Origin of the sequence: Pseudomonas sp. HN2-3, from assembly GCF_020691745.1 — a bacterium.
In the GTDB taxonomy this organism is placed as follows: Bacteria; Pseudomonadota; Gammaproteobacteria; order Pseudomonadales; family Pseudomonadaceae; genus Aquipseudomonas; species Aquipseudomonas capeferrum.
In genome coordinates this window covers 5,536,440-5,557,135 of record NZ_CP085704.1, presented here as the reverse complement: position 1 = coordinate 5,557,135, position 20,696 = coordinate 5,536,440, and the positions used below count along the sequence as shown (strand labels likewise).

Annotated in this window: 16 protein-coding genes; 8 read left to right on the top strand and 8 right to left on the bottom strand. The window is 62.5% G+C overall.

The window, feature by feature from the left end:
- Positions 1–10: 10 nt before the first annotated feature.
- The 3 genes from LJX93_RS25160 to LJX93_RS25150 all read left to right on the top strand — a co-directional run bounded on the left by LJX93_RS25160 (position 11) and on the right by LJX93_RS25150 (position 3,112).
- Positions 11–1,429 (top strand): FAD-dependent oxidoreductase, encoded by a 1,419-nt coding sequence (locus LJX93_RS25160; protein ID WP_033702001.1) that lies wholly within the window; start codon positions 11–13, stop codon positions 1,427–1,429.
- Positions 1,430–1,580: 151 nt separating this feature from the next.
- Complete coding sequence (gene hemE / locus LJX93_RS25155; protein WP_033701999.1) at positions 1,581–2,645, top strand: uroporphyrinogen decarboxylase; 1,065 nt, start codon at positions 1,581–1,583, stop codon at positions 2,643–2,645.
- A 119-nt stretch (positions 2,646–2,764) separates the two neighbouring features.
- On the top strand, positions 2,765–3,112 hold the full coding sequence (locus tag LJX93_RS25150; protein WP_033701998.1) for a YgiW/YdeI family stress tolerance OB fold protein: 348 nt from the start codon (positions 2,765–2,767) through the stop codon (positions 3,110–3,112).
- Positions 3,113–3,146: 34 nt separating this feature from the next.
- Here the strand turns inward: LJX93_RS25150 and LJX93_RS25145 are convergent, their stop codons facing one another.
- A complete protein-coding gene (locus LJX93_RS25145; RefSeq protein ID WP_202883864.1) occupies positions 3,147–4,334 on the bottom strand; it encodes an MFS transporter in 1,188 nt (395 codons plus the stop codon).
- Between the two features lie 165 nt (positions 4,335–4,499).
- Here LJX93_RS25145 and LJX93_RS25140 point away from each other — a divergent pair, with 165 nt between their 5' ends.
- From LJX93_RS25140 to LJX93_RS25125, 4 genes are all read left to right on the top strand, one after another.
- Positions 4,500–5,390, top strand: a complete 891-nt coding sequence (locus tag LJX93_RS25140; protein ID WP_033701996.1) for a LysR family transcriptional regulator — start codon at positions 4,500–4,502, stop codon at positions 5,388–5,390.
- Positions 5,391–5,486: 96 nt separating this feature from the next.
- Positions 5,487–6,260: a ParA family protein gene (locus LJX93_RS25135; RefSeq protein WP_047582205.1), complete on the top strand. Its 774-nt coding sequence runs from the start codon at positions 5,487–5,489 to the stop codon at positions 6,258–6,260.
- Between the two features lie 70 nt (positions 6,261–6,330).
- The gene (locus LJX93_RS25130; protein WP_033701994.1) at positions 6,331–6,639 is read left to right on the top strand and encodes a type II toxin-antitoxin system HigB family toxin; all 309 of its coding nucleotides are present in this window, start codon (positions 6,331–6,333) and stop codon (positions 6,637–6,639) included.
- Positions 6,629–6,985: a helix-turn-helix domain-containing protein gene (locus LJX93_RS25125; RefSeq protein WP_227696513.1), complete on the top strand. Its 357-nt coding sequence runs from the start codon at positions 6,629–6,631 to the stop codon at positions 6,983–6,985. Before LJX93_RS25130 ends, LJX93_RS25125 begins: the two co-directional genes overlap by 11 nt.
- A 2-nt stretch (positions 6,986–6,987) precedes the next feature.
- Here LJX93_RS25125 and trxC read toward each other — a convergent pair whose 3' ends face one another.
- The 7 genes from trxC to betI form a co-directional block, all read right to left on the bottom strand.
- The gene (gene trxC / locus LJX93_RS25120; RefSeq protein ID WP_033701991.1) at positions 6,988–7,422 is read right to left on the bottom strand and encodes a thioredoxin TrxC; all 435 of its coding nucleotides are present in this window, start codon (positions 7,420–7,422) and stop codon (positions 6,988–6,990) included.
- Between the two features lie 45 nt (positions 7,423–7,467).
- Positions 7,468–8,928 carry a protein adenylyltransferase SelO gene (selO, locus tag LJX93_RS25115; RefSeq protein WP_162525080.1) on the bottom strand — a complete coding sequence of 487 codons (1,461 nt, stop codon included), beginning with the start codon at positions 8,926–8,928 and terminating at the stop codon, positions 7,468–7,470.
- A gap of 45 nt (positions 8,929–8,973) precedes the next feature.
- Entirely contained in the window at positions 8,974–12,291 is a 3,318-nt protein-coding gene (mscK, locus tag LJX93_RS25110; protein WP_227696512.1) for a mechanosensitive channel MscK, read from the bottom strand.
- Between the two features lie 37 nt (positions 12,292–12,328).
- Positions 12,329–14,071, bottom strand: a complete 1,743-nt coding sequence (locus LJX93_RS25105) for a potassium/proton antiporter (protein WP_033701986.1) — start codon at positions 14,069–14,071, stop codon at positions 12,329–12,331.
- 248 nt (positions 14,072–14,319) lie between these two features.
- On the bottom strand, positions 14,320–16,017 hold the full coding sequence (gene betA / locus LJX93_RS25100; protein WP_033701985.1) for a choline dehydrogenase: 1,698 nt from the start codon (positions 16,015–16,017) through the stop codon (positions 14,320–14,322).
- A 76-nt stretch (positions 16,018–16,093) separates the two neighbouring features.
- Complete coding sequence (gene betB, locus LJX93_RS25095) at positions 16,094–17,566, bottom strand: betaine-aldehyde dehydrogenase (RefSeq protein ID WP_033701984.1); 1,473 nt, start codon at positions 17,564–17,566, stop codon at positions 16,094–16,096.
- Positions 17,567–17,604: 38 nt separating this feature from the next.
- Positions 17,605–18,261: a transcriptional regulator BetI gene (gene betI, locus LJX93_RS25090; protein ID WP_033701981.1), complete on the bottom strand. Its 657-nt coding sequence runs from the start codon at positions 18,259–18,261 to the stop codon at positions 17,605–17,607.
- A gap of 421 nt (positions 18,262–18,682) precedes the next feature.
- On the opposite strand from betI, the gene LJX93_RS25085 reads away from it, so the two are divergent.
- Positions 18,683–20,686, top strand: a complete 2,004-nt coding sequence (locus tag LJX93_RS25085) for a BCCT family transporter (RefSeq protein ID WP_095063900.1) — start codon at positions 18,683–18,685, stop codon at positions 20,684–20,686.
- Positions 20,687–20,696 lie beyond the last annotated feature (10 nt).

The window sequence follows — 20,696 nt, the reverse complement described above, 5'->3', positions numbered from 1 at the left end:
GTTTTGAAAAATGGCTGAACGTCTGAACAACGACTTCCAGTTCATCGAAGTGGGGCGTAAAGACCCGAAGAAAAAGCTGCTGCGCCAGCGCAAGAAAGAGTTCGTCGAAATCTACGAGCCCTTCAAGCCGCAGCAGTCCGTGGAGCAGGCGCACCGCTGCCTGGGCTGCGGTAACCCGTATTGCGAGTGGAAGTGCCCGGTGCACAACTTCATCCCCAACTGGTTGAAGCTGGTTTCCGAAGGCAACATCCTGGCGGCGGCCGAGCTGTCGCACCAGACCAACACCCTGCCTGAGGTGTGCGGCCGGGTATGCCCGCAGGACCGTCTGTGCGAGGGTGCCTGCACCCTGAACGACGGTTTTGGCGCGGTGACCATCGGCTCGGTGGAGAAGTACATCACCGACACCGCCTTCGCCATGGGCTGGCGCCCGGACATGTCCAAGGTCAAGCCGACCGGCAAGCGTGTTGCCATCATCGGTGCCGGCCCAGCTGGTCTGGGCTGCGCTGACGTGCTGGTACGTGCCGGTGTGACCCCGGTTGTGTTCGATCGCAACCCGGAAATCGGCGGCTTGCTGACCTTCGGCATTCCCGAATTCAAGCTGGAAAAGACCGTGCTGAGCAATCGCCGCGAAGTCTTCACCGGCATGGGCATCGAGTTCCGCCTGAACACCGAGGTGGGCAAGGACATCACCCTGGAGCAACTGCTCGCCGAGTACGATGCCGTGTTCATGGGCATGGGCACCTACACCTACATGAAGGGCGGCTTCCCGGGTGAGGACCTGCCGGGGGTGCATGACGCGCTGGATTTCTTGATCGCCAACGTCAACCGCAACTTGGGCTTCGAAAAGTCGCCTGAAGATTTCGTCGACATGCAGGGCAAGAAGGTCGTGGTACTGGGCGGTGGTGACACCGCGATGGACTGCAACCGCACTTCGATTCGCCAGGGCGCCAAGTCGGTGACCTGTGCCTACCGCCGTGACGAGGCCAACATGCCGGGCTCGCGCAAAGAGGTGAAGAACGCCAAGGAAGAAGGCGTGAAGTTCCTCTACAACCGTCAGCCGATCGCCATTGTCGGCGAGGACAAGGTCGAAGGCGTCAAAGTGGTCGAGACCCGTCTCGGCGAGCCGGATGCCCGTGGCCGTCGCAGCCCTGAGCCGATCCCGGGCTCCGAAGAGATCCTGCCGGCTGACGCCGTGGTGATCGCCTTCGGCTTCCGCCCGAGCCCGGCGCCGTGGTTCGAGCAGTTTGGCATCCAGATGGACAGCCAGGGCCGCGTGGTAGCACCGGAGAAAGGTAAGTTCAAGCACCAGACCAGCAACCCTAAAGTGTTTGCCGGTGGCGACATGGTGCGGGGTTCGGACCTGGTGGTAACGGCCATTTTCGAAGGCCGTACAGCGGCTGAAGGTATTCTGGACTACCTCGAAGTCTGACCGATTGCGGGGGCTGCAAAGCAGCCCTTGGCATATTTTGTATACAAAATTGCTTGATCCACGGCACCCAATAGACAAAACGCATGGCCTTGGCCGTGCCTTTTGTGCTGGCGTCTGAGAAAATGCCCGCACTTTTTTGCCGGATGCCGACATGACTGCCCTGAAGAACGATCGTTTCCTGCGTGCACTGCTCAAGCAACCCGTAGACGTCACCCCAGTGTGGATGATGCGCCAGGCCGGCCGCTACCTGCCGGAATACCGCGCCAGCCGCGCCAAGGCCGGTGACTTCATGAGCCTGTGCATGAACCCGCAGTTCGCCTGCGAGGTCACCCTGCAGCCGCTGGACCGCTACCCGCTGGACGCGGCGATCCTCTTCTCGGACATCCTCACCATCCCCGACGCCATGGGCCTGGGCCTGTACTTCGAGACCGGCGAAGGCCCGCGTTTCAAGAAGGTGATCAGCACTCCGGCCGACATCGAAGCGTTGCCGATTCCCGACCCGCAAAAAGACCTGGGCTACGTGATGGACGCGGTCAGCACCATCCGCCGCGAGCTCAACGGCCGCGTGCCGCTGATCGGCTTCTCCGGCAGCCCCTGGACCTTGGCCACCTACATGGTCGAAGGCGGCTCGTCCAAGGACTTCCGCAAGACCAAGGCCATGGCCTACGACAACCCAGAGGCCCTGCACCTGCTGCTGGACAAGCTGGCCCAGTCGGTCACCAGCTACCTCAACGGCCAGATCCTGGCCGGCGCACAGGCGGTGCAGATCTTCGACACTTGGGGTGGCAACCTGTCGGCGGCGGCTTACCAGGAGTTCTCCCTGGCCTACATGCGCAAGATCGTCAGCGGCCTGATCCGTGAGCACGATGGGCGCAAGGTGCCGGTCATCATGTTCACCAAAAACGGTGGCCTGTGGCTGGAGAGCATTGCCGAAGCGGGTGCAGATGCGCTGGGCCTGGACTGGACCTGCGACATCGGTGATGCCCGCCGCCGTGTCGGTGACAAGGTTGCGCTGCAAGGCAACATGGACCCGACCGTGCTGTACGCCAAGCCTGAGGCCATCCGCAAGGAAGTGGCGCGCATTCTGGCCAGCTATGGCAAGGGCACTGGCCACGTGTTCAACCTCGGCCATGGCATTACGCCTGAGGTCGACCCGGAGCACGCCGGTGTGTTCATCAACGCCGTGCATGAGCTGTCGGCGCAGTACCACCAGTGATCTGATGCAGCTGCAACAAAGAACCCGGCCTTGATGCCGGGTTTTTTGTTGCATTAAGTTTGAGTTCAGCGATCGTCGTTAATCTGGTCCCATCGAAACCGAAACAGGACCTGATCCTCATGAAAATCCGTTACCTTGCTCTGATCCTCGCTCCCCTGTTCAGCACCGCTGCCCTGGCGGCCAGCTATACCGGCCCGGGTGCCCAGTCGGTGACTACCGTGGCGGCTGCAAACGATGCCGCAGATGACACACCGGTGGTGCTGCAGGGGTATGTGACCAAGAAGGTCAACAACGACGACAAGTACGAGTTCAAGGACAACACCGGCACCATCACCGTCGAAATCGACGATGAAGACCTGCCACCGACCCCATTCAATGACAAGACCAAGGTCAAGCTGACCGGCGAGGTGGAGAAGCACCTGATGAGCCGTGAAATGGATGTGGATATTGTCGAGATCGTCAACTGATCCACGATTTCGGGGCCGCAAGGCGGCCCCTTGTTCAAGGTGTCTTAGGCGCCAACTTGCTCAGGTGCCATGCCACCAGCAACGCTATCGTCAGCAAGCCACCGATGAACAACCCGATCCCGTTCCAGCCCCACTGGTGCCAGAACACCCCGCCCGCCGTCCCCGCCACACTCGACCCCGCGTAATAGCTGAACAGGTACAGCGACGATGCCTGCCCCTTGGCCTTCAATGCCCGTCGCCCGATCCAGCTGCTGGCCACCGAGTGCGCGCCGAAGAAGCCGAAGGTGAACACCAGCATGCCGAGGATCACCATCAGCAGCGGGCTGGCCAATGTCATCAACAAGCCGCTGGCCATCACCACGATACTGACCCAGAACACCTTGCGCCGCCCCAGCTTGTCGGCCAGCGCGCCCACCTGCGCAGAGCTGTAGATACCCGACAGGTACACCACCGACAGCAGGCCGACCAACGCCTGGTTCATGTGGTAAGGCCCTGCCAGCAAGCGGTAGCCGATGTAGTTGAACAGCGTGACGAAGGCCCCCATCAGCAGAAACGCCTCAAGGAACAGCCAAGGCAGCCCGGCGTCCTTGAAGTGCATGACGAAGCCATTCAGCAGGCTACGCGGGTTCGCGGCCTGCGGGCGGAAGTTGCGCGATTCGGGCAATACCTTCCAGAACACCAGCGCCGCGACCAAGGCCAGGCCGCCGATGGTCAGCATCGCCGTGTGCCAGCTGACGAAGTCTATCAGCACCCCGGTGATCAGCCGCCCGCTCATGCCGCCGATGGCGTTGCCACCAATGTACAAGCCCATGGCCAGGCCGATGTGCTGCGGGTGGATCTCTTCGCTCAGGTAAGTCATCGCCACTGCCGCCAGGCCGCTCAGCGACAGGCCGACCAGTGCTCGCGTCGCCAGTACGGCTTCCCAGGTCGGCATCACCGCACTGGCCAGGGTCGACAGGGCCGCACAGACCAGCGCAAAGACCATCACCGGCTTGCGGCCGATGCGGTCAGAGATCGGCCCGGTGATCAACAGGCCGAACGCCAGCATTGCGGTCGAAACCGACAACACCAGGCTGCTCTGGGCCGCGTTGATGGAAAACTCCTGCGACAACAGCGGCATCATCGGCTGCACGCAGTAAAGCAGGGCGAAGGTGGCGAAGCCGCCGCTGAACAGGGCCAGCACAGTCTTCATGAAGGCGGGGGTGCCTTTTTCGATCCACATGTCGTTCAGGGGGGCAGGTTCTGGGTCGGCGGGTAGGGGGGCTACAGCAGTTTTCACGGGCGGGTACCTCTGGCGCAATGAAAAAAGCATATAGCTGGCTAATGATTACATCCAATATATTGTTCGACCTATTTAAGACGTTCTACGACTTGTTTGGAGCCGATTATGGAACTGCGCCATCTGCGTTACTTCATCGCCGTGGCTGAAGAGCTGCACTTTGGCCGTGCGGCCCAGCAGCTGGGCATTTCGCAGCCGCCCTTGAGCCAGCAGATCCAGGCGCTGGAGCAGGAACTGGGGGCTCGCCTGTTCGAGCGTACCAACCGTCGGGTCGAACTGAGTGAGGCGGGGCGGTTGTTTCTGGAAGAAGCCCGCCAAGTGCTGGCGCAAGTCGAAAAGGCGGCCGACGTGGCCCGGCGTGCGCAATTGGGTGAGCTGGGCGAGATGAAGATCGGCTTTACCTCGTCGGCACCGTTCACGTCGAAGATCCCCAAGGCCATCCATGCTTTTCGCCAGCGTTTTCCGGCGGTGCACCTCAACCTCAAGGAAATGAGCAGCCGCGATGTTGCCGAAGCGGTTTTCGACGAGTCGATCGAAGTGGGGTTGATGCGGCCCATGCCATTGCCGGAAGGGCTGGTGGCGACCGAGCTGTTTCGCGAACCGTTGGTGGCGGTGATCAATGCCTCGCATCCATTGGCCGTGGGTACCGAGCAGGGGGTGCACATGGCCTCCCTGGCACCGGAGCCGTTCGTGTTCTTCCCGCGCAGCTATGGCAGCGGGCTGCATGCGCAATTGCTCAGCCTGGCGCGCCACGCGGGGTTCAGCCCGCATTTTGCCCAGGAGGCGGGCGAAGCGATGACCATCATCGGGTTGGTGTCGGCGGGCTTGGGGGTGTCGGTGCTACCGGCGTCGTTCCAGCGCATGCGCATCGAGGGTGTGGTGTATCGCACGCTGCTGGACGAAGGCGCGACGACGGCAGTGTGGCTGGTGCAGCGTGAGCGCGGGGGCTCGGCGATGGCCAAGGCCTTCGCCGAGCTGTTGACCGGGCAAGTGTGGTGAGGTGAATGGCTGGCCATCTTCGCCCGACAATTGCCACTGGCCTTAGCTGCCGAGGCGCCACATACTCGGGCATTCGTTGATACACGGAGGTCTCTCATGCGTCGCGTGGTGTTCAATCAGAAAGGTGGCGTGGGCAAGTCGAGCATCGCTTGTAATCTGGCGGCGGTCAGCGCCAGCGAAGGTTACCGGACCTTGTTGATCGACCTGGATGCCCAGGCAAACTCGACTCAGTACCTCACCGGCCTGACGGGTGAAGATATCCCCATGGGGATCGCCGACTTCTTCAAGCAAAGCCTGTCCAGCGGGCCCTTCAGCAAGAAGAACAAAGTCGATATCTACGAAACACCGTTCGACAACCTGCATGTGGTCACGGCGACTTCCGAGCTGGCCGACCTGCAGCCCAAGCTCGAAGCCAAGCACAAGATCAACAAGCTGCGTAAGTTGCTCGACGAGCTGGATGAGGATTACGAACGGATCTACATCGATACGCCGCCTGCGCTCAATTTCTATGCGGTATCTGCGTTGATCGCGGCGGATCGTGTGCTGATACCCTTCGACTGTGACAGCTTCTCGCGTCAGGCGCTCTACGGCCTGCTGGCCGAAATCGAAGAGCTCAAGGACGATCACAACGAAGACCTGATGGTCGAAGGCATCGTGGTCAACCAGTTCCAGTCCCGCGCCAGCCTGCCGCAGCAGATGCTCGACGAGCTGCTGGCCGAGGGTTTGCCGGTGCTACCGGTGTACCTGAGCAGCTCGGTGAAGATGCGCGAGTCGCACCACGCCAGCTTGCCGTTGATTCACCTGGAGCCACGGCACAAGCTGACCCAGCAGTTTGTCGAGTTGCACGATTTGCTAGAGCGCAGCGAGTAGGCGTCACTCCCAGTCCTTGCACGTTCCCTCGTTGCCGAGCATAATCTCCCAAAACGGGAGATTTGCTTGGATGCGTGTCATTGCCAAAAGCACCTTGGTGAAATTTTGGGAATTACCTGGGCATGACGATGCCAAGGCCCCCTTGGAAAGCTGGCACGATATGGCGATCAAAGCCATCTGGCGAACACCACAAGATGTAAAGGATCAGATAGGCAATGCCAGCGTATGTGGCAATAACCGCGTGGTCTTCAACATCGGAGGAAACAAGTACCGACTAGTGGTCGAGATGCAGTATCGAGCCGGTATTGCCTGGGTGAAGTTCGTCGGTACGCACAAGCGCTATGACGAGATTGACGTGGAGACAATCTGTGAATATTAAGCCGATACGCAATGATGACGATCTTCGAGAAGCATTTCAGCGACTCGAAGCTATTTTTCAGGCAGAGGCGGGCACCCCAGAAGCTGATGAAATGGAAGTACTTGTGGCACTGATCGAAGTGTACGAAAACAAGCACTATCCGATTCACCCCGCCAATCCCATCGAGGCCATCAAATTTTGCATGGACCAACAAGGTCTTACGCCACGGGATCTTGAACCCTTCATAGGCTCAAGCGGGCGGGTTTCAGAAATCTTGAATGGAAAGCGCGGGCTCAGTCTATCCATGATTAAGCGCCTGCATGATGGCCTTCGTATTCCCTACGAGTCTCTTCTAGCAAACGCTTGAAATTAAACCCCCTGGCTGCGTAGCCACTCCAGCAACGACTGCAGCGGAAACGCCCCAGCCTGGCGACTGACTTCTCGACCGTTCTTGAACAGGATCAGGCTAGGGATCGAGCGGATGCCCAATTGCCCTGCCAGGTTGCGGTTGGCTTCGCTGTCCAGCTTGGCCAAGCGGCAGCGCCCGCTCAACTGGCGGGCCGCCTGTTCGAAGGTGGGGGCGAACGATTTGCACGGGCCGCACCAGTCGGCCCAGACGTCCACCAGCAGCGGCAGGTCGCCTTTGACCTGGCTGGCGTAGCTGGCTTCGGTCAGTTCGAAGGGCTGGCTGAGCAGCACCTCCTGTTTGCAGCGGCCGCATTTTGGGGCGTCGCTCAGGCGTGTGGCGGGCAGGCGGTTGAGGCCGTTGCAGTGGGGGCAGGGGATCAGCAGTGGATCGGTCATTTGGGTTTCCTTTGGAATTTTGGGGGCCGTGCGCCGGCCCCCGGATCACGAAGAACAGCTGATCTCCAGATGCTTGCCCCACTCAGGCGGCCGCTGGGCATAGGCCTGCATCCCGGCCTGCTCGTCGAACGGCCGGCTCAGTACCTGATGCAGCCGCCGCACCTCACTGTAGTCGCCTGCTTCAGCCGCTTCGATGGCCTTCTGCGCCAGGTAGTTGCGCAGCACATACAGCGGGTTCACCGCATGCATGCGCTCACGGCGTCCTTGTTCATTGCCTGCCTCGCGCTGACAACGGGCCAGGTAATCCACGCACCAGGCATCAAAACCCGCCAAATCGATGAAATCGTCACGCACCACCTGCAGTGCCTCGGCCAGTGGCTGGTCGCCCAGCTTGCGGAAGAACAGGGTGTAATCCACGCCCCCCTTTTGCATGCACTGCAGCAGGCGCTCGACCAAGGCCATGTCTTCGTCTTCGGCGCTGGTCAGCCCCAGGCGGCGGCGCATGAGGTCCAGGTAATGCGCCTGGTACAGCGGCAGGAACAGCCCCAGCGCTTCCTTCAGCGGTTCCACCTCGATCACCGTGGTCAGTGCCTGGGCCAGCGCACTGAGGTTCCAGTGGGCAATCGGCACCTGGTTGCTGTAGCTGTAACGGCCGCGATCATCGGAATGGTTACAGATGAAGTTGGCGTCGAAGTCGTCGAGGAAGGCATAGGGGCCGAAATCGAAGGTGATGCCCAGGATCGACATGTTGTCGGTGTTCATCACGCCGTGGCAGAACCCATAGGCTTGCCAGCGGGCGATCAGCTCGGCGTTGCGCTCGACGATGGTGCGGAACATGGCCAGGTAGGGCTGTTCGGCCTCGCGGCATTCGGGGTAGTGCTGTTCCAGCACATGGTCGATCAGCACGCGCTGCTGTTCCGGCTGCTTGGTGTAGTAGAAGTATTCGAAATGGCCGAAGCGCACGTGGCTCTGCGCCAGGCGGGTGAGCATGGCGGCGCTCTCTTGGGTTTCGCGCCAGACCGGGGTGCTGGAGCCGATCACGCACAGCGCCCGGCTGGTCGGGATGCCCAAGGCATACAGGGCTTCGGAGGCAAGAAACTCGCGGATCGACGAGCGAAGCACGGCACGGCCGTCGCCCATGCGTGAGTACGGCGTCTGGCCGGCGCCCTTGAGGTGCAGGTCCCAGTGTTCGCCCGCCTCGTTGAGCACCTCGGCCAGCAGCAGGCCGCGGCCATCGCCCAGGCGCGGGTTGTAGGAGCCGAACTGGTGGCCGGAGTAGACCATCGCGCGTGGGTCGGCCTCTTCCCAGAGTTTCTGGCCGCTGAACACTTCGGCGAACAAGGGCGATTCGGCCTGGGCTGGGTCCAGGTCGAGCAGGGCCATGGCCGACGCGCTTGCCACCACCAGGCGTGGGTCTGCGATGGGCTCGGGCAGGACCTGGGTAGAGAACGCATCGCCCAGGCGGGCGAAGCGGTTGTCGAAGGTGAGTTGGTCGAGGGCTTTCACGGGCTGCTCCTGGGGTTCAGCACAGAATAAAGCATTCGAGCCCACTCAGGCCTGCGCAGTGCCATCCGATTTCGGCTGTTCCACGGGCACCAGCTGCTGCTTGCCGCCCTTCGTGTCCATCAGGAACACCTCGACCTGGCGCACCGAGATCTTGATGTTGTGCGCCTTGAACTCGCGGTTGATGTAGCGGTTGATCTCGTCCAGGGTCGGGTTGCGGTCCCCCAGGTCACGCACGTGCATGCGCAGTTCGTGGTCCAGCGAGCTTTCGCCGAAGTTCAGGAAGTACACGATCGGCTCTGGGTCCTTGAGCACCCTTGGGTTCTCGTGGGCGCCCTTGAGCAGCAGGTCGCGCACCAGGTCCAGGTCGGAGCCGTAGTCGATGCCCAGTTTCAGCGTCACCCGGGTAACCGTGTCGGTCAGCGACCAGTTGATCAACTGGCCGGTGATGAAGGTCTTGTTGGGGACGATGATGTCCTTGCGGTCGAAGTCGGTGATGGTGGTGGCGCGGATGCGGATCTTGCTCACCGTGCCGGACAGGTTGCCGATGGTGATGGTGTCGCCGATGCGCACCGGGCGCTCGAACAGGATCATGATGCCGGAGATGAAGTTGGCGAAGATCTCCTGCATGCCGAAGCCCAGGCCGACCGACAGCGCCGCCACCAGCCATTGCAGCTTGTCCCAGCTGACCCCCAGGGTCGACAGGGTGCTGACGATGCCGATACCGACGATGGTGTACGACAGCAGCGTGGTGGTGGCGTAGGCACTGCCCTGTGCAAGGTTCAGGCGCGACAGCACCAGCACCTCCAGCAAACCTGGCAAGTTACCGGCCAGGGCGAAGGTGATGCCGACGATCACCAGCGCGCCAAGCAGGTCGCCGAGGCTGATCGGCACCATGCTGGCGGCCGCGCCGGTGCCGCTGGTGTATTCGTACAAGGTGAAGTTGTTGAGGTAGGCGAACACCGAGATCAGGTCCGACCATACCCAGTACAGGCCGGCGATGAAGCCGCCGAGCAAGGCCAGGCGGATAAGGCGCAGCGACTGCTGGTTGACCTGTTCGATGTCCAGCGTCGGCTCTTCGGTGATCACTTCGCCATCCAGCCCTTCCTTGGCCGCTGCACGTTTGCTCAGGGCGCGCTGGTAGGCCAGGCGCCGCGCGGCCACAGACAGGCCACGGACAAAGGCAGCCTCGATCACCAGCCAGAACATCAGCAGGTAGAGGGTGTAGATCAGCCGGTCGGTGAGCTTGAGGGCGGTGTAGTAGTAACCGAAGCACACCGCTACGAACAAGGCGATGGGCAGGGCCGTGAACGCCACCCCGACCGCCCGGCGGAACAGCGAGGTGTCGCGATGCGCCGGGCTGCTCAGCAGCAGGCGGCTGAGCAGCCAGGCCATCAGCGCGTAGCAGGTCAGCACTACGCCGATGCCGAGCACGTCATCAGCCAGCGCCGAAGGTTGATGTTCGGCCACCGCCACCACGCCGACCAGTGCCAGCACCACGGTGCCAAGCCTGCGCACCCAGCCGCGCAGGAACTCGACCTGGGGCTTGTGCCAGCGGAAGTGGATTTCCGCCACGCCGCCAGGCGCCAGGATGCGGTAGGCGGTGTAGAACACCAGCCAGGCCTGGGCCAGTTGCCAGAGCGCGGCGCCCAGGTTGGCATTCTGCCCGCGGGCGTCGATCTGCAAGGCATAGCTGCACAGCGCCAGGCCCAGGCTCACCGGCATCGCCAGGAGGATATTGATCAGGATCGCCTGGGGCGTGTGCCACTGGCTGTCCCGGCGGAAGTGGCCGATGTCCTGGTGCACCTTGCCGAGCCGTTGATACAGGTACTTGCGCCGCCACAGCAGGCCGCCGATCACCAGCAGCAGCGGCAGGAACAGCAACGGTCGCTGGCTGAGGCCGTCGGCCAGTTCCTTGATGCCCGAGCCCCAGGGCAGGCTGGCGACCTGGTCGGCGAACCGCTCAGGGACGTAGCGCAGCCAGTCCCAGTCCAGCGGCTTGTTGCTGGGGATCCAGAACATCTGCTCGTCGAGGGTGGTGCGCAGGCCTTGGGCGGTGCCCAGCAGTTGCTTCTGGTTGAGCTGCAGGGTGATCGATTCGTTGAGCAGGGCCGAGAGTTCGCGGTTGAGGCGCTCCAGCAGGTCGCTGCGGGTGATCGCCACTTCCAGCAGCGCTTTGCGCAGTGGCGGGGTGACGTCTTCCGGCGGTTGGTTGGCCAGCAGCTTGTCGACATAGGTGACCGGGCTGCTCATCTGCTCGCGCTGCTGGTTGATCTCGAACTGGTACAGGCGGGTGTCGGCGATCTGGTCGGCCAGGTCGCGGTCGACCTTCAGGTGCGGCAGGGTCTGCTTCTGCTTGTAGAGGATCTTGGACAGCAGCAGGCTGCCCTTGAGCACGTTGATCTGCTCGTCCAGCGCCTGGTCGGCCTGGGTCAGGCTGTCGAGCTGCTGCTTGGTGCGCAGGTTCTGCTGGGTCAGTTCGTTGAGGCGATCGGTGCTTTTGAGCAGGTAGTCGGAAAGCTTGAGGTTGATCGTGCTTTCGCTGGCCAGCAGGCTGCTGCCGCCGGCCTTCTGGGCTTCGATCGACTGCTGGGTGACGGCCTCCTGGGACTGGGCCAGGCGCTTGTCGTTGATCAGCGTTTGCAGGTCCTGGATTTCCTGCTCCAGGCGCGCCGCGCGCTCGATCAGCAGGTCGTGTCGGGCACTGCCAAGGTCTTGCAGCAGGCTGTTGCCGGCCAGCTCCTGACGGCGCAGCAGGGTCAACGCGTTGAGCGAGGCCAGCTCGGCGTTGAGCTGGTTGCGTTGGTCGGCGTTGAGCGCCTTGCCGTTGTCCTTGCCCGACTTGAGGTTGTTGTTGATCTGCTGGGTGCGGGCCTGGCTGTTGCTGATCTCGGCTTGGGCGCGCTCTGGGCGGGTCTGGGAATTGATGATCAGGCTGTTGGCTTCGGACAGCGCCTTTTGCAGCTCACCCTGCAGGGTGCTGCGCTCGCTGAGCAGTTGCTCAAGCTGCGGCACCGTGAGGGTGGCGTAGCGCTGGGCGACCGGTTGCGGCTTGCTGTCCTTGAGCCTGGCCAGTTCTTTCTGGCTGTCGTTGGCTTCTTTCGGCGCGCCGGCCAACTGTTGCTTGAGCGCGGCCAGCTTCTTCTCGCTGTCTTCCTTGCTGGCAAGCAGGCTCAGGGTTTGCTCCAGCACCTGCTGCAGGGCCTTTTGATCGGCCTCGGGCAGCTTGCGCTCGGCAATCTTGTCGAGGCTGTGCTGGATGCTGGCAGTGGTCGGCGCTTCGGCCGCGGCGTTCGCGGTGGCCGCGAACGAGAAGGACAGGCACAACCCGAGTAGGGCTGTGCGAAGGTACACGCGCAGGGACATAGGCAGACTACATTGTGGATCGGGGCAGAATCGCAGTTTAGAGGAACAATCCTGGTCCGGGTCGCGTTCCTTCGGGGAATCTGACGCCCACTTTCTGCACATTGTTCCCGTCCATGGTCGCCACGGTCCAGATCGTGCCATGCCATTCGACCTGGTCGCCTACTACTGGAGCGCCTCCGACCTTCTGTCGGATGAACTGCGCCAGCGGCATTTTCGCGTCCAGGCCGTCAAGTTTCAGGCCATAAAGCGCCGCCACGGCGCCGAGTTCGGCATCGCCTTCAAGCACGAAGTCGCCGAAGAAGCGCAGGTCCAGGCCACGTTGCGGCGCCTGGCTGAACAGCTTGCCCAGCGCGGGCAAGTTATGTTCGTGGCCGATCACGCAAAGCATGTCGCCGACTTCCAGCACGGTACTGCCCGATGGGTGCAGCAGTTGCTCGCCACGGAACAGCGCGGCGATACGGGTGCCCTCAGGCATCTTCAGCTCGCGCAGGGCAGCGCCGATGCACCATTTTTCCGCCCCCAGGCGGTAGACGAACAGCTCCCACTCGCTGGTGATGTGCACTTCCAGCGCAGAGCGTGAGATGGGCGCAGGGTCTGGCGGTACGGTGACCTTCAGCAGCTTGGCCATCCACGGCAGGCTGGTGCCCTGCACCAGCAGTGACACCAGCACGATGAAGAACGCCAGGTTGAAGAACAGCTGTGCATCCGGCAGCCCGGCCATCAGCGGGAACACCGCCAGAATGATCGGTACCGCACCGCGCAGGCCGACCCAGGAAATGAAGCCCTTTTCGCGACCGTGGAAGGCCTTGAACGGCAGCAGTGCGGCAACCACCGACAGCGGCCGGGCGATCAGGATCATCCACAGGGCCAGGCCCAAGGCGGGCAAGGCGATGGGTAGCAGGTCGTGGGGTGTGACCAGCAGGCCCAGCACCAGGAACATGCCGATCTGCGCCAGCCAGGCCATGCCGTCGAGCATGTGCAGGATGCCATGGCGGCTGCGGATCGGCTTGTTGCCCAGCACCAGGCCGCACAGGTACACGGCAAGGAAGCCGCTACCATGCAGGGCGTTGGTCAGCGAGAACACCACCAGGCCGCCGGCCACGACCAGAATCGGGTACAAGCCGCCGGCCAGGTTGATGCGGTTGACCAACTGCAGCATCAGCCAGCCGCCGCCCAGGCCCAGCAGGCCGCCGATACCGAACTCGCGCAGCAGGTGGCCCAGCAGGCTCCAGTGCAGGCCGGTCTGGCCGCTGGCAATCATCTCGATCAGGGTGACGGTGAGGAACACCGCCATCGGGTCGTTGCTGCCCGACTCGATCTCCAGCGTGGCCGTGACCCGTTCGTTCAGCCCTTTGCCACCCAGCAGCGAGAACACTGCTGCGGCGTCGGTGGAGCCGACGATGGCGCCGATCAACAGGCCCTGGATCAGGCTCAGGTCGAACAGCCAGGCCGCGACCAGGCCGGTGAGGGCGGTGGTGATCATCACGCCGACGGTGGCCAGCGACAAGGCCGGCCACAACGCCACGCGGAAACTGGCCACACGCGTGCGCAAGCCGCCGTCGAGCAGGATCACCGCCAGGGCCAGGTTGCCCACCAGGTACGCGGTCGGGTAGTTGTTGAAGATGATGCCGCCACCGTCCACGCCTGCGACCATGCCGACGGCGAGGATGATGACCAGAATAGGGATACCCAGGCGTGACGACAGTGAACTGACCAGGATACTTGCACCCACCAGCAAAGCGCCGATCAGAAACAGGCTGTTGATGGTGCTGGCATCCAAAGGCAGTACTCCGGGAAACGCGGGGAAGAAGACTCGATAGCGTTGATGACTAGCAGGTCGCGTGCCAATCGATTCTAACCTGATGAATTGGCAGCATGTAAAGCGTTTCTGCAGATGTAGAAAAGGCACCGCGGTGGGTGCCTTTTCTTGTACTGCCAGGGTGGGCCTCTTCGCGGGGCAAGCCCGCTCCCACAGGGATAGGTGGTTCCTGTGGGAGCGGGCTTGCCCCGCGAAGAGGCCAGTGCAGGTCAGCCCTGCTTCACTTCACGCATCGGCTTGCCTTTGACCGGCGCACCGTTAGCCACGTAGTACTTGGCAGTGCTGCGCGCCAATGGCTTGCGGTTGCGGATCTTGTCCGAGATTTTCTCGGCGATCATGATCGTGGTGGCGTTGAGGTTGCCGGTGATGATGATCGGCATGATCGACGCATCGACCACACGCAGGCCCTGCATGCCGTGCACGCGGCCTTCGCCATCGACCACCGCCATGTCGTCGGTGCCCATCTTGCACGAGCAGGACGGGTGGAAGGCGGTTTCGGCGTGCTCGCGGATGAACGTGTCCAGCTCTTCGTCCGTCTGCACGTGCGCGCCCGGGCTGATCTCGCGACCACGGTATGGGTCCAGCGCCGGCTGGGCCATGATTTCGCGGGTCAGGCGGATGCCGTCACGGAATTCCTGCCAGTCCTGCTCGGTGGCCATGTAGTTGAACAGGATGCTCGGGTGCTGGCGTGGGTCTTTCGACTTGGCCTGGATGCGGCCACGGCTTGGCGAGCGCATCGAACCCATGTGCGCCTGGAAGCCATGTTCCTTGACGCCGTTGGAGCCGTTGTAATTGATCGCTACCGGCAGGAAGTGGTACTGGATGTTCGGCCATTTGAACTCAGGACGGGTACGGATGAAACCACCGGCCTCGAACTGGTTGCTGGCGCCGATGCCGGTGCCGTTGAACAGCCACTCGGCACCAATGGCCGGCTGGTTCCACCACAGCAGCGACGGGTACAGCGACACCGGCTGGGTGCAGGCGTACTGCAGGTACAGCTCAAGGTGGTCCTGCAGGTTTTCGCCGACGCCCGGCAGGTCGTGCACCACCGGGATGTCGAGGCTTTCCAGCAGGGCGCGCGGGCCAACACCAGAGCGCTGCAGCAGTTGCGGCGAGGCGATGGCGCCGGAGCTGACGATGACTTCCTTGCGGGCGCGGGCTTCGACGCGCTCTTCGCTGTCGCCGACCAGGTAGGTCACGCCAACGGCGCGCTTGCCGTCGAACAGGATGCGGTCGCTCAGGGCGTGGGTAACAATGGTCAGGTTCGGGCGCTTCTTGGCCTGGTCCAGGTAGCCGCGGGCGGTGCTCGAGCGGCGGCCGTTCTTGGTCACCGAACGGTCCATCGGGCCGAAGCCTTCCTGCTGATAGCCGTTGAGGTCTTCGGTGCGCGGGTAACCGGCCTGCACGCCGGCCTCGACCATGGCGTGGAACAGCGGGTTGTTGCCAGCCTTGGGCGTGGCGACGCTGACCGGGCCTTCGCCGCCGTGGTAGTCGTTAGGGCCGATATCGCGGGTTTCTGCCTTGCGGAAGTACGGCAGGCAGTCCAGGTACGTCCAGTCCTCAAGGCCTGGCAGTTCAGCCCAGCCGTCGAAGTCCATGGCGTTGCCGCGGATGTAGCACATGCCGTTGATCAGCGAGGAGCCACCCAGGCCCTTGCCGCGGCCACATTCCATGCGGCGGCCGTCCATGTGCGGCTCCGGGTCAGTCTCGTACGCCCAGTTGTAGCGACGGCCCTGCAGCGGGAACGCCAAGGCGGCCGGCATCTGGGTGCGGAAGTCGAAGCGGTAGTCGGGGCCACCGGCTTCGAGCAGCAGCACGGTGACGCTGGCGTCTTCGGTCAGGCGCGTGGCCAGGGTGTTACCGGCCGAACCTGCGCCGACGATGATGTAATCGAATTCTTGGGACATGAAAGTACCCTCGTTTGGCGGTGATCAGGGAGCGGGGACGCCCGTGCACGGCGGCACGGGCGTGGCTAGACAGGGTTTAGAAAACCGAGTTGTAGCCGCCCAGCTCGACCTGGACCGACTTGATGCGAGTGTATTGAGCCAGCGAGCTGACGCCGTTTTCACGGCCAACGCCCGACTGCTTGTAGCCACCGACCGGCATTTCGGCCGGCGATTCACCCCAGGCGTTGATCCAGCAGATGCCGGCTTCGAGCTTGTGGATGATGCGGTGGGCACGGGTGATGTCGTTGGTGCACACGCCAGCGGCAAGGCCGTATTCGGTGTCGTTGGCGCGGCGGATGACTTCTTCTTCGGTCTCGTAGCTGAGGATGCTCATCACTGGGCCGAAGATTTCTTCCTTGACGATGGTCATGTCGTCGGTGCAATCGGTGAACACGGTCGGAGCGACGAAAGCGCCCTTGGCGAAATCACCCTCGGTCAGACGCTCACCGCCACACAGCACGCGGGCACCTTGCTCTTTACCCTTGGCGATGTAGCCCAGCACGCTTTCCATGTGCTGGAAGCTGACCAGCGGGCCGAAGTTGGTGTTCTCGTCTTCCGGGTTACCTACACGGATGCGGGCAACGCGCTCGGCGATCTTGGCTTCGAAGGCGGCTTTCATCGGGGCAGGGATGAACACGCGGGTGCCGTTGGTGCACACCTGACCGGAGCTGTAGAAGTTGGCCATCATGGCGATGTCGGCGGCCTTGTCCAGGTCGGCGTCGGCGCAGATGATCAGTGGCGACTTGCCGCCCAGTTCCATGGTGACTTCCTTGAGCGACGAGCTCGAGGCGCTGGCCATGACTTTCTTGCCGGTGGTGGTGCCGCCGGTGAAGGAAACTTTTTCGATGCGCGGGTGTTCGGTCAGCCAGGTGCCGACTTCGCGGCCGCTGCCGGTCAGGACGTTGAACACGCCGTCAGGCAGGCCCGCTGCGGTGTAGATCTCGGCCAGTTTCAGGGTGGTCAGCGAGGTGACTTCCGAAGGCTTGAAGATCATCGCGTTGCCGGCGGCCAGGGCTGGCGCGGACTTCCACAGGGCGATCTGGATCGGGTAGTTCCAGGCGCCGATACCCACGGTCACACCCAGCGGCTCGCGGCGGGTATAGACGAAGGAGCTTTCACGCAGCGGGATCTGCTCGCCTTCGATGGCCGGAACCAGGCCTGCGTAGTACTCCAGCACGTCGGCGCCGGTGACGATGTCGACGTAACGGGTTTCGGAGTACGACTTGCCGGTGTCCAGGGTTTCCAGCTGGGCCAGCTCATCGTTGCGCTCGCGCAGGATGTCGACGGCGCGGCGCAGGATGCGCGAGCGCTGCATGGCGGTCATCGCTGCCCAGACTTTCTGGCCGCGTTCGGCGCTTTCGACGGCTTTTTCGACGTCGGCCTGAGTGGCGCGCTGCACATGGGCGAGGACTTCGCCGGTAGCCGGGTTGATGGCTTCGAAAGTGGCATCGCTGCCAGCGTCGACATAACCGCCATCAATGTAGAGTTTTTGCGTTCCGAAACGGGCCATAGTGTCCTCGCAAGTGCAGTGTGTGGTTGGCTACTGCGTCACGCGCCTGCCTGTTTGGCAATCGCCGTGCGCGGTTGTTCAGAGGCCTGGTCGATTGTGCCCAGGGTCTGCTGTTTAGCCAGTTGTAGATCCATGTATTCGTAAGCGATTCGTATCGCCTGGTCTGTGTCGAAAGCATCTCCCGACAGGGCGCCTCGCAGCCACAGGCCGTCGATCAGGGCCGCCAGCCCGCGGGCTGCCTTGCGCGCATGGTAAAGCGGCAGGACGCGGCGGAACTGACAGCAGAGGTTGGAATACAAGCGGTGATCGTTGATCCGCTGCAACCTGTGCAAGTCGGGCTGGTGCATGCTGGAAGCCCAGAAGGCCAACCAGGTTTTCATTGCCGGGCCGTTCACCTGGCTGGCATCGAAGTTACCTTCGATGATCACTTTCAGGTGGGCACGCGGGCTGTCGTCCGTCAGTGCCTGGCGCCGCGCTGCAACGCCTTCGTTGAGCATGCTCATGATGTAACCCATCGTCGCTGCGATCAGGCCGTTCTTGTCCCGAAAGTAGTGACTGATGATGCCGTTCGACACCCCGGCCAACCGGGCAATCAGCGCAATGCTGGCGTCCCCCAGTCCGACCTGATCGACCGCCAACAAGGTGGCTTCGATCAACTGCTGGCGGCGGATGGGTTGCATACCGACCTTGGGCATCTTGCTATCTCCTCAGGCCTGCGAGCAGACGACGGGCGGCTGACTCGGCGAAGGCCAGTCTATTTTGTTTTGATTGAACGTTCAATCAATAAAGAATAAGCTCTGCGACAATTTGTGCCATTGACACCCTTTGAGGGCAGCCAGGCAGCACGAATCGACACCCCAGGAAAATCGTGTAACCCCCGGAATACAAGGCGTTGACGGGCATGAGCGATGCGAAATGCAGATTCTGCCGAGCGGTCAAAGGCCGCGCGCAGGGCCCTTGGAGCGGGCCTGAGTCTGTTTTTTTTGCAACGATTCGATTCGGGATCACGGTTTCCAGGGTGCTTTTATAACACCTGATGCAGTGGGGGTATTCCACCAATTGCTCGGGAAAACACTGATTAGCCTCCATAGCCGTACTGCCCGGAGCATTCGTGCAATGAGTTCTGCCTCCCTTACCAACCCCCCCGCCGAGAGGGTCCGGGTCAACAGCGTGGTGTTCTACACCTCGGCGCTGCTGATCCTTGCGTTGACTGCCTTGCTTATCGCTGTACCCGAAACCGCAGGCCAAGTGCTGGGCGTGGCCCAGAAATGGCTGACGCGCACCTTCGGCTGGTACTACATGCTGGTGATCTGCGGTTACCTGCTGTTCGTCGTCTACCTGGCGTTCTCCGACTACGGCAAGCTCAAGCTTGGCGGCAAGGATGACCAGCCCGACTTCAGCTACGGCGCCTGGGCCGGCATGCTGTTTTCGTCCGGTATCGGTATTTCGCTGCTGTACTTCGGCGCCTCCGAGCCCCTGGACCACTACTTCAACCCGCCAGAAGGCACCCCTGCCAGCCTCGAGGCCGCGCGCCAGGGCCTGCAGCTGACCTTCCTGCATTGGGGCCTGCACGGCTGGGCGATCTACGCCCTGGTCGGCCTGGCCGTGGGCTACTTCGCCTACCGCCACAACCAGCCGCTGGCACTGCGCTCGGCGCTGTACCCGCTGGTCGGCGAGCGTTGGGTCAAGGGCGCTGCCGGCAATGCCGTGGACATCTTCGGCATGTTCGTCACCTTGCTGGGCCTGGTGACCAACCTGGGTATCGGTTCGATGCAGGTCTCTTCGGGCCTGGAATACCTGTTCGGCATGGAGCACAGCCAGACCAACCTGCTGATGGTGATCCTGGTGATGGCCGGCGTTGCCACCGTGGCGGCGGTATCGGGCGTGGAGAACGGCATCCGCCGTCTGTCCAACCTGAACATCATGCTGTTCAGCGGCCTGCTGATCTTCGTGCTGCTGGGTGGCGAGACCCTGCACCTGCTCAACGGCTTCGTGCAGAACGTCGGCGACTACCTCAACGGCATCGTGCTGAAAACCTTCGACCTGTACGTCTACGAAGGCGAGGCTGGTAAATCCGAGCGCTGGCTGGGCCTGTGGACCGTGTTCTACTGGGCCTGGTGGATTTCCTGGGGCCCGTTCGTCGGCATGTTCATTGCCCGTATCTCCAAGGGCCGCACTGTGCGCCAGCTGGTCAGCGGCGTGCTGCTGATCCCGTTGGGCTTCACCTTGGCCTGGCTGTCGATCTTCGGCAACACCGCGCTGGACCTGGTGATCAACCAGGGCGCCGTGGAGCTGGGCAAGACAGCCCTTGAACAGCCGTCGATGTCGATCTACCAACTGCTGGAATACTTCCCGGCGGCCAAGATCGTGATCGGCGTGGCGGTATTCGTCGGCTTCGTGCTGTTCCTCACCCCGGCCGACTCCGGTGCGGTGATGATGGCCAACCTGTCGTGCAAAGGCGGCAAGGTCGATGAAGACGCCCCGCACTGGATGGTGGTGTTCTGGTCGGTGATCATCACCCTGGTCACCATCGGCCTGCTGTTCGCCGGCAACTTCGAAGCCATGCAGACCATGGTGGTGCTGGCCGGCCTGCCGTTCTCGGTGGTGTTGGTGCTGTTCATGTTCGGCTTGTACAAGGCCATGAAGCAGGACGTCGCCGTCGAGCAGGAGCGCGCCCAATTGGCCGCCCGTGGCCGCCGCGGCTTCAGCGAGCGGCTGACCCAGCTGGACCTGCAGCCAACCCAGGCGGTGGTACAGCGCTTCATGGACAAGCAGGTCAGCCCGGCCTTGAAAGAAGCGGCCGAGCAGCTGCGTACGTTGGGCTTCGAAGTGGAGTCCCGGGTTGGCCAGTCTCGCAACACCATGGGCCTGCGGGTGATGATGGAAGAGGGCAACCCCTTCGTCTACGAAGTAAGCCTGGACGGCTACATGGCCGCGCCGAGCGAGGCCCCGGTCGAGGGTGAGCCGGAAGTGCGCCAGCGCTTCTACCGTGCCGAGGTCTACCTGCATGATGGCAGCCAGGAGTACGACCTGATGGGCTTTGTCCCGGAACAGATCGTGCGTGATGTGCTGGACCAGTTCGAAAGCCACCGCCAGTTGTTGGGGCGTGTGTACAGCTGATGCGGTTGCA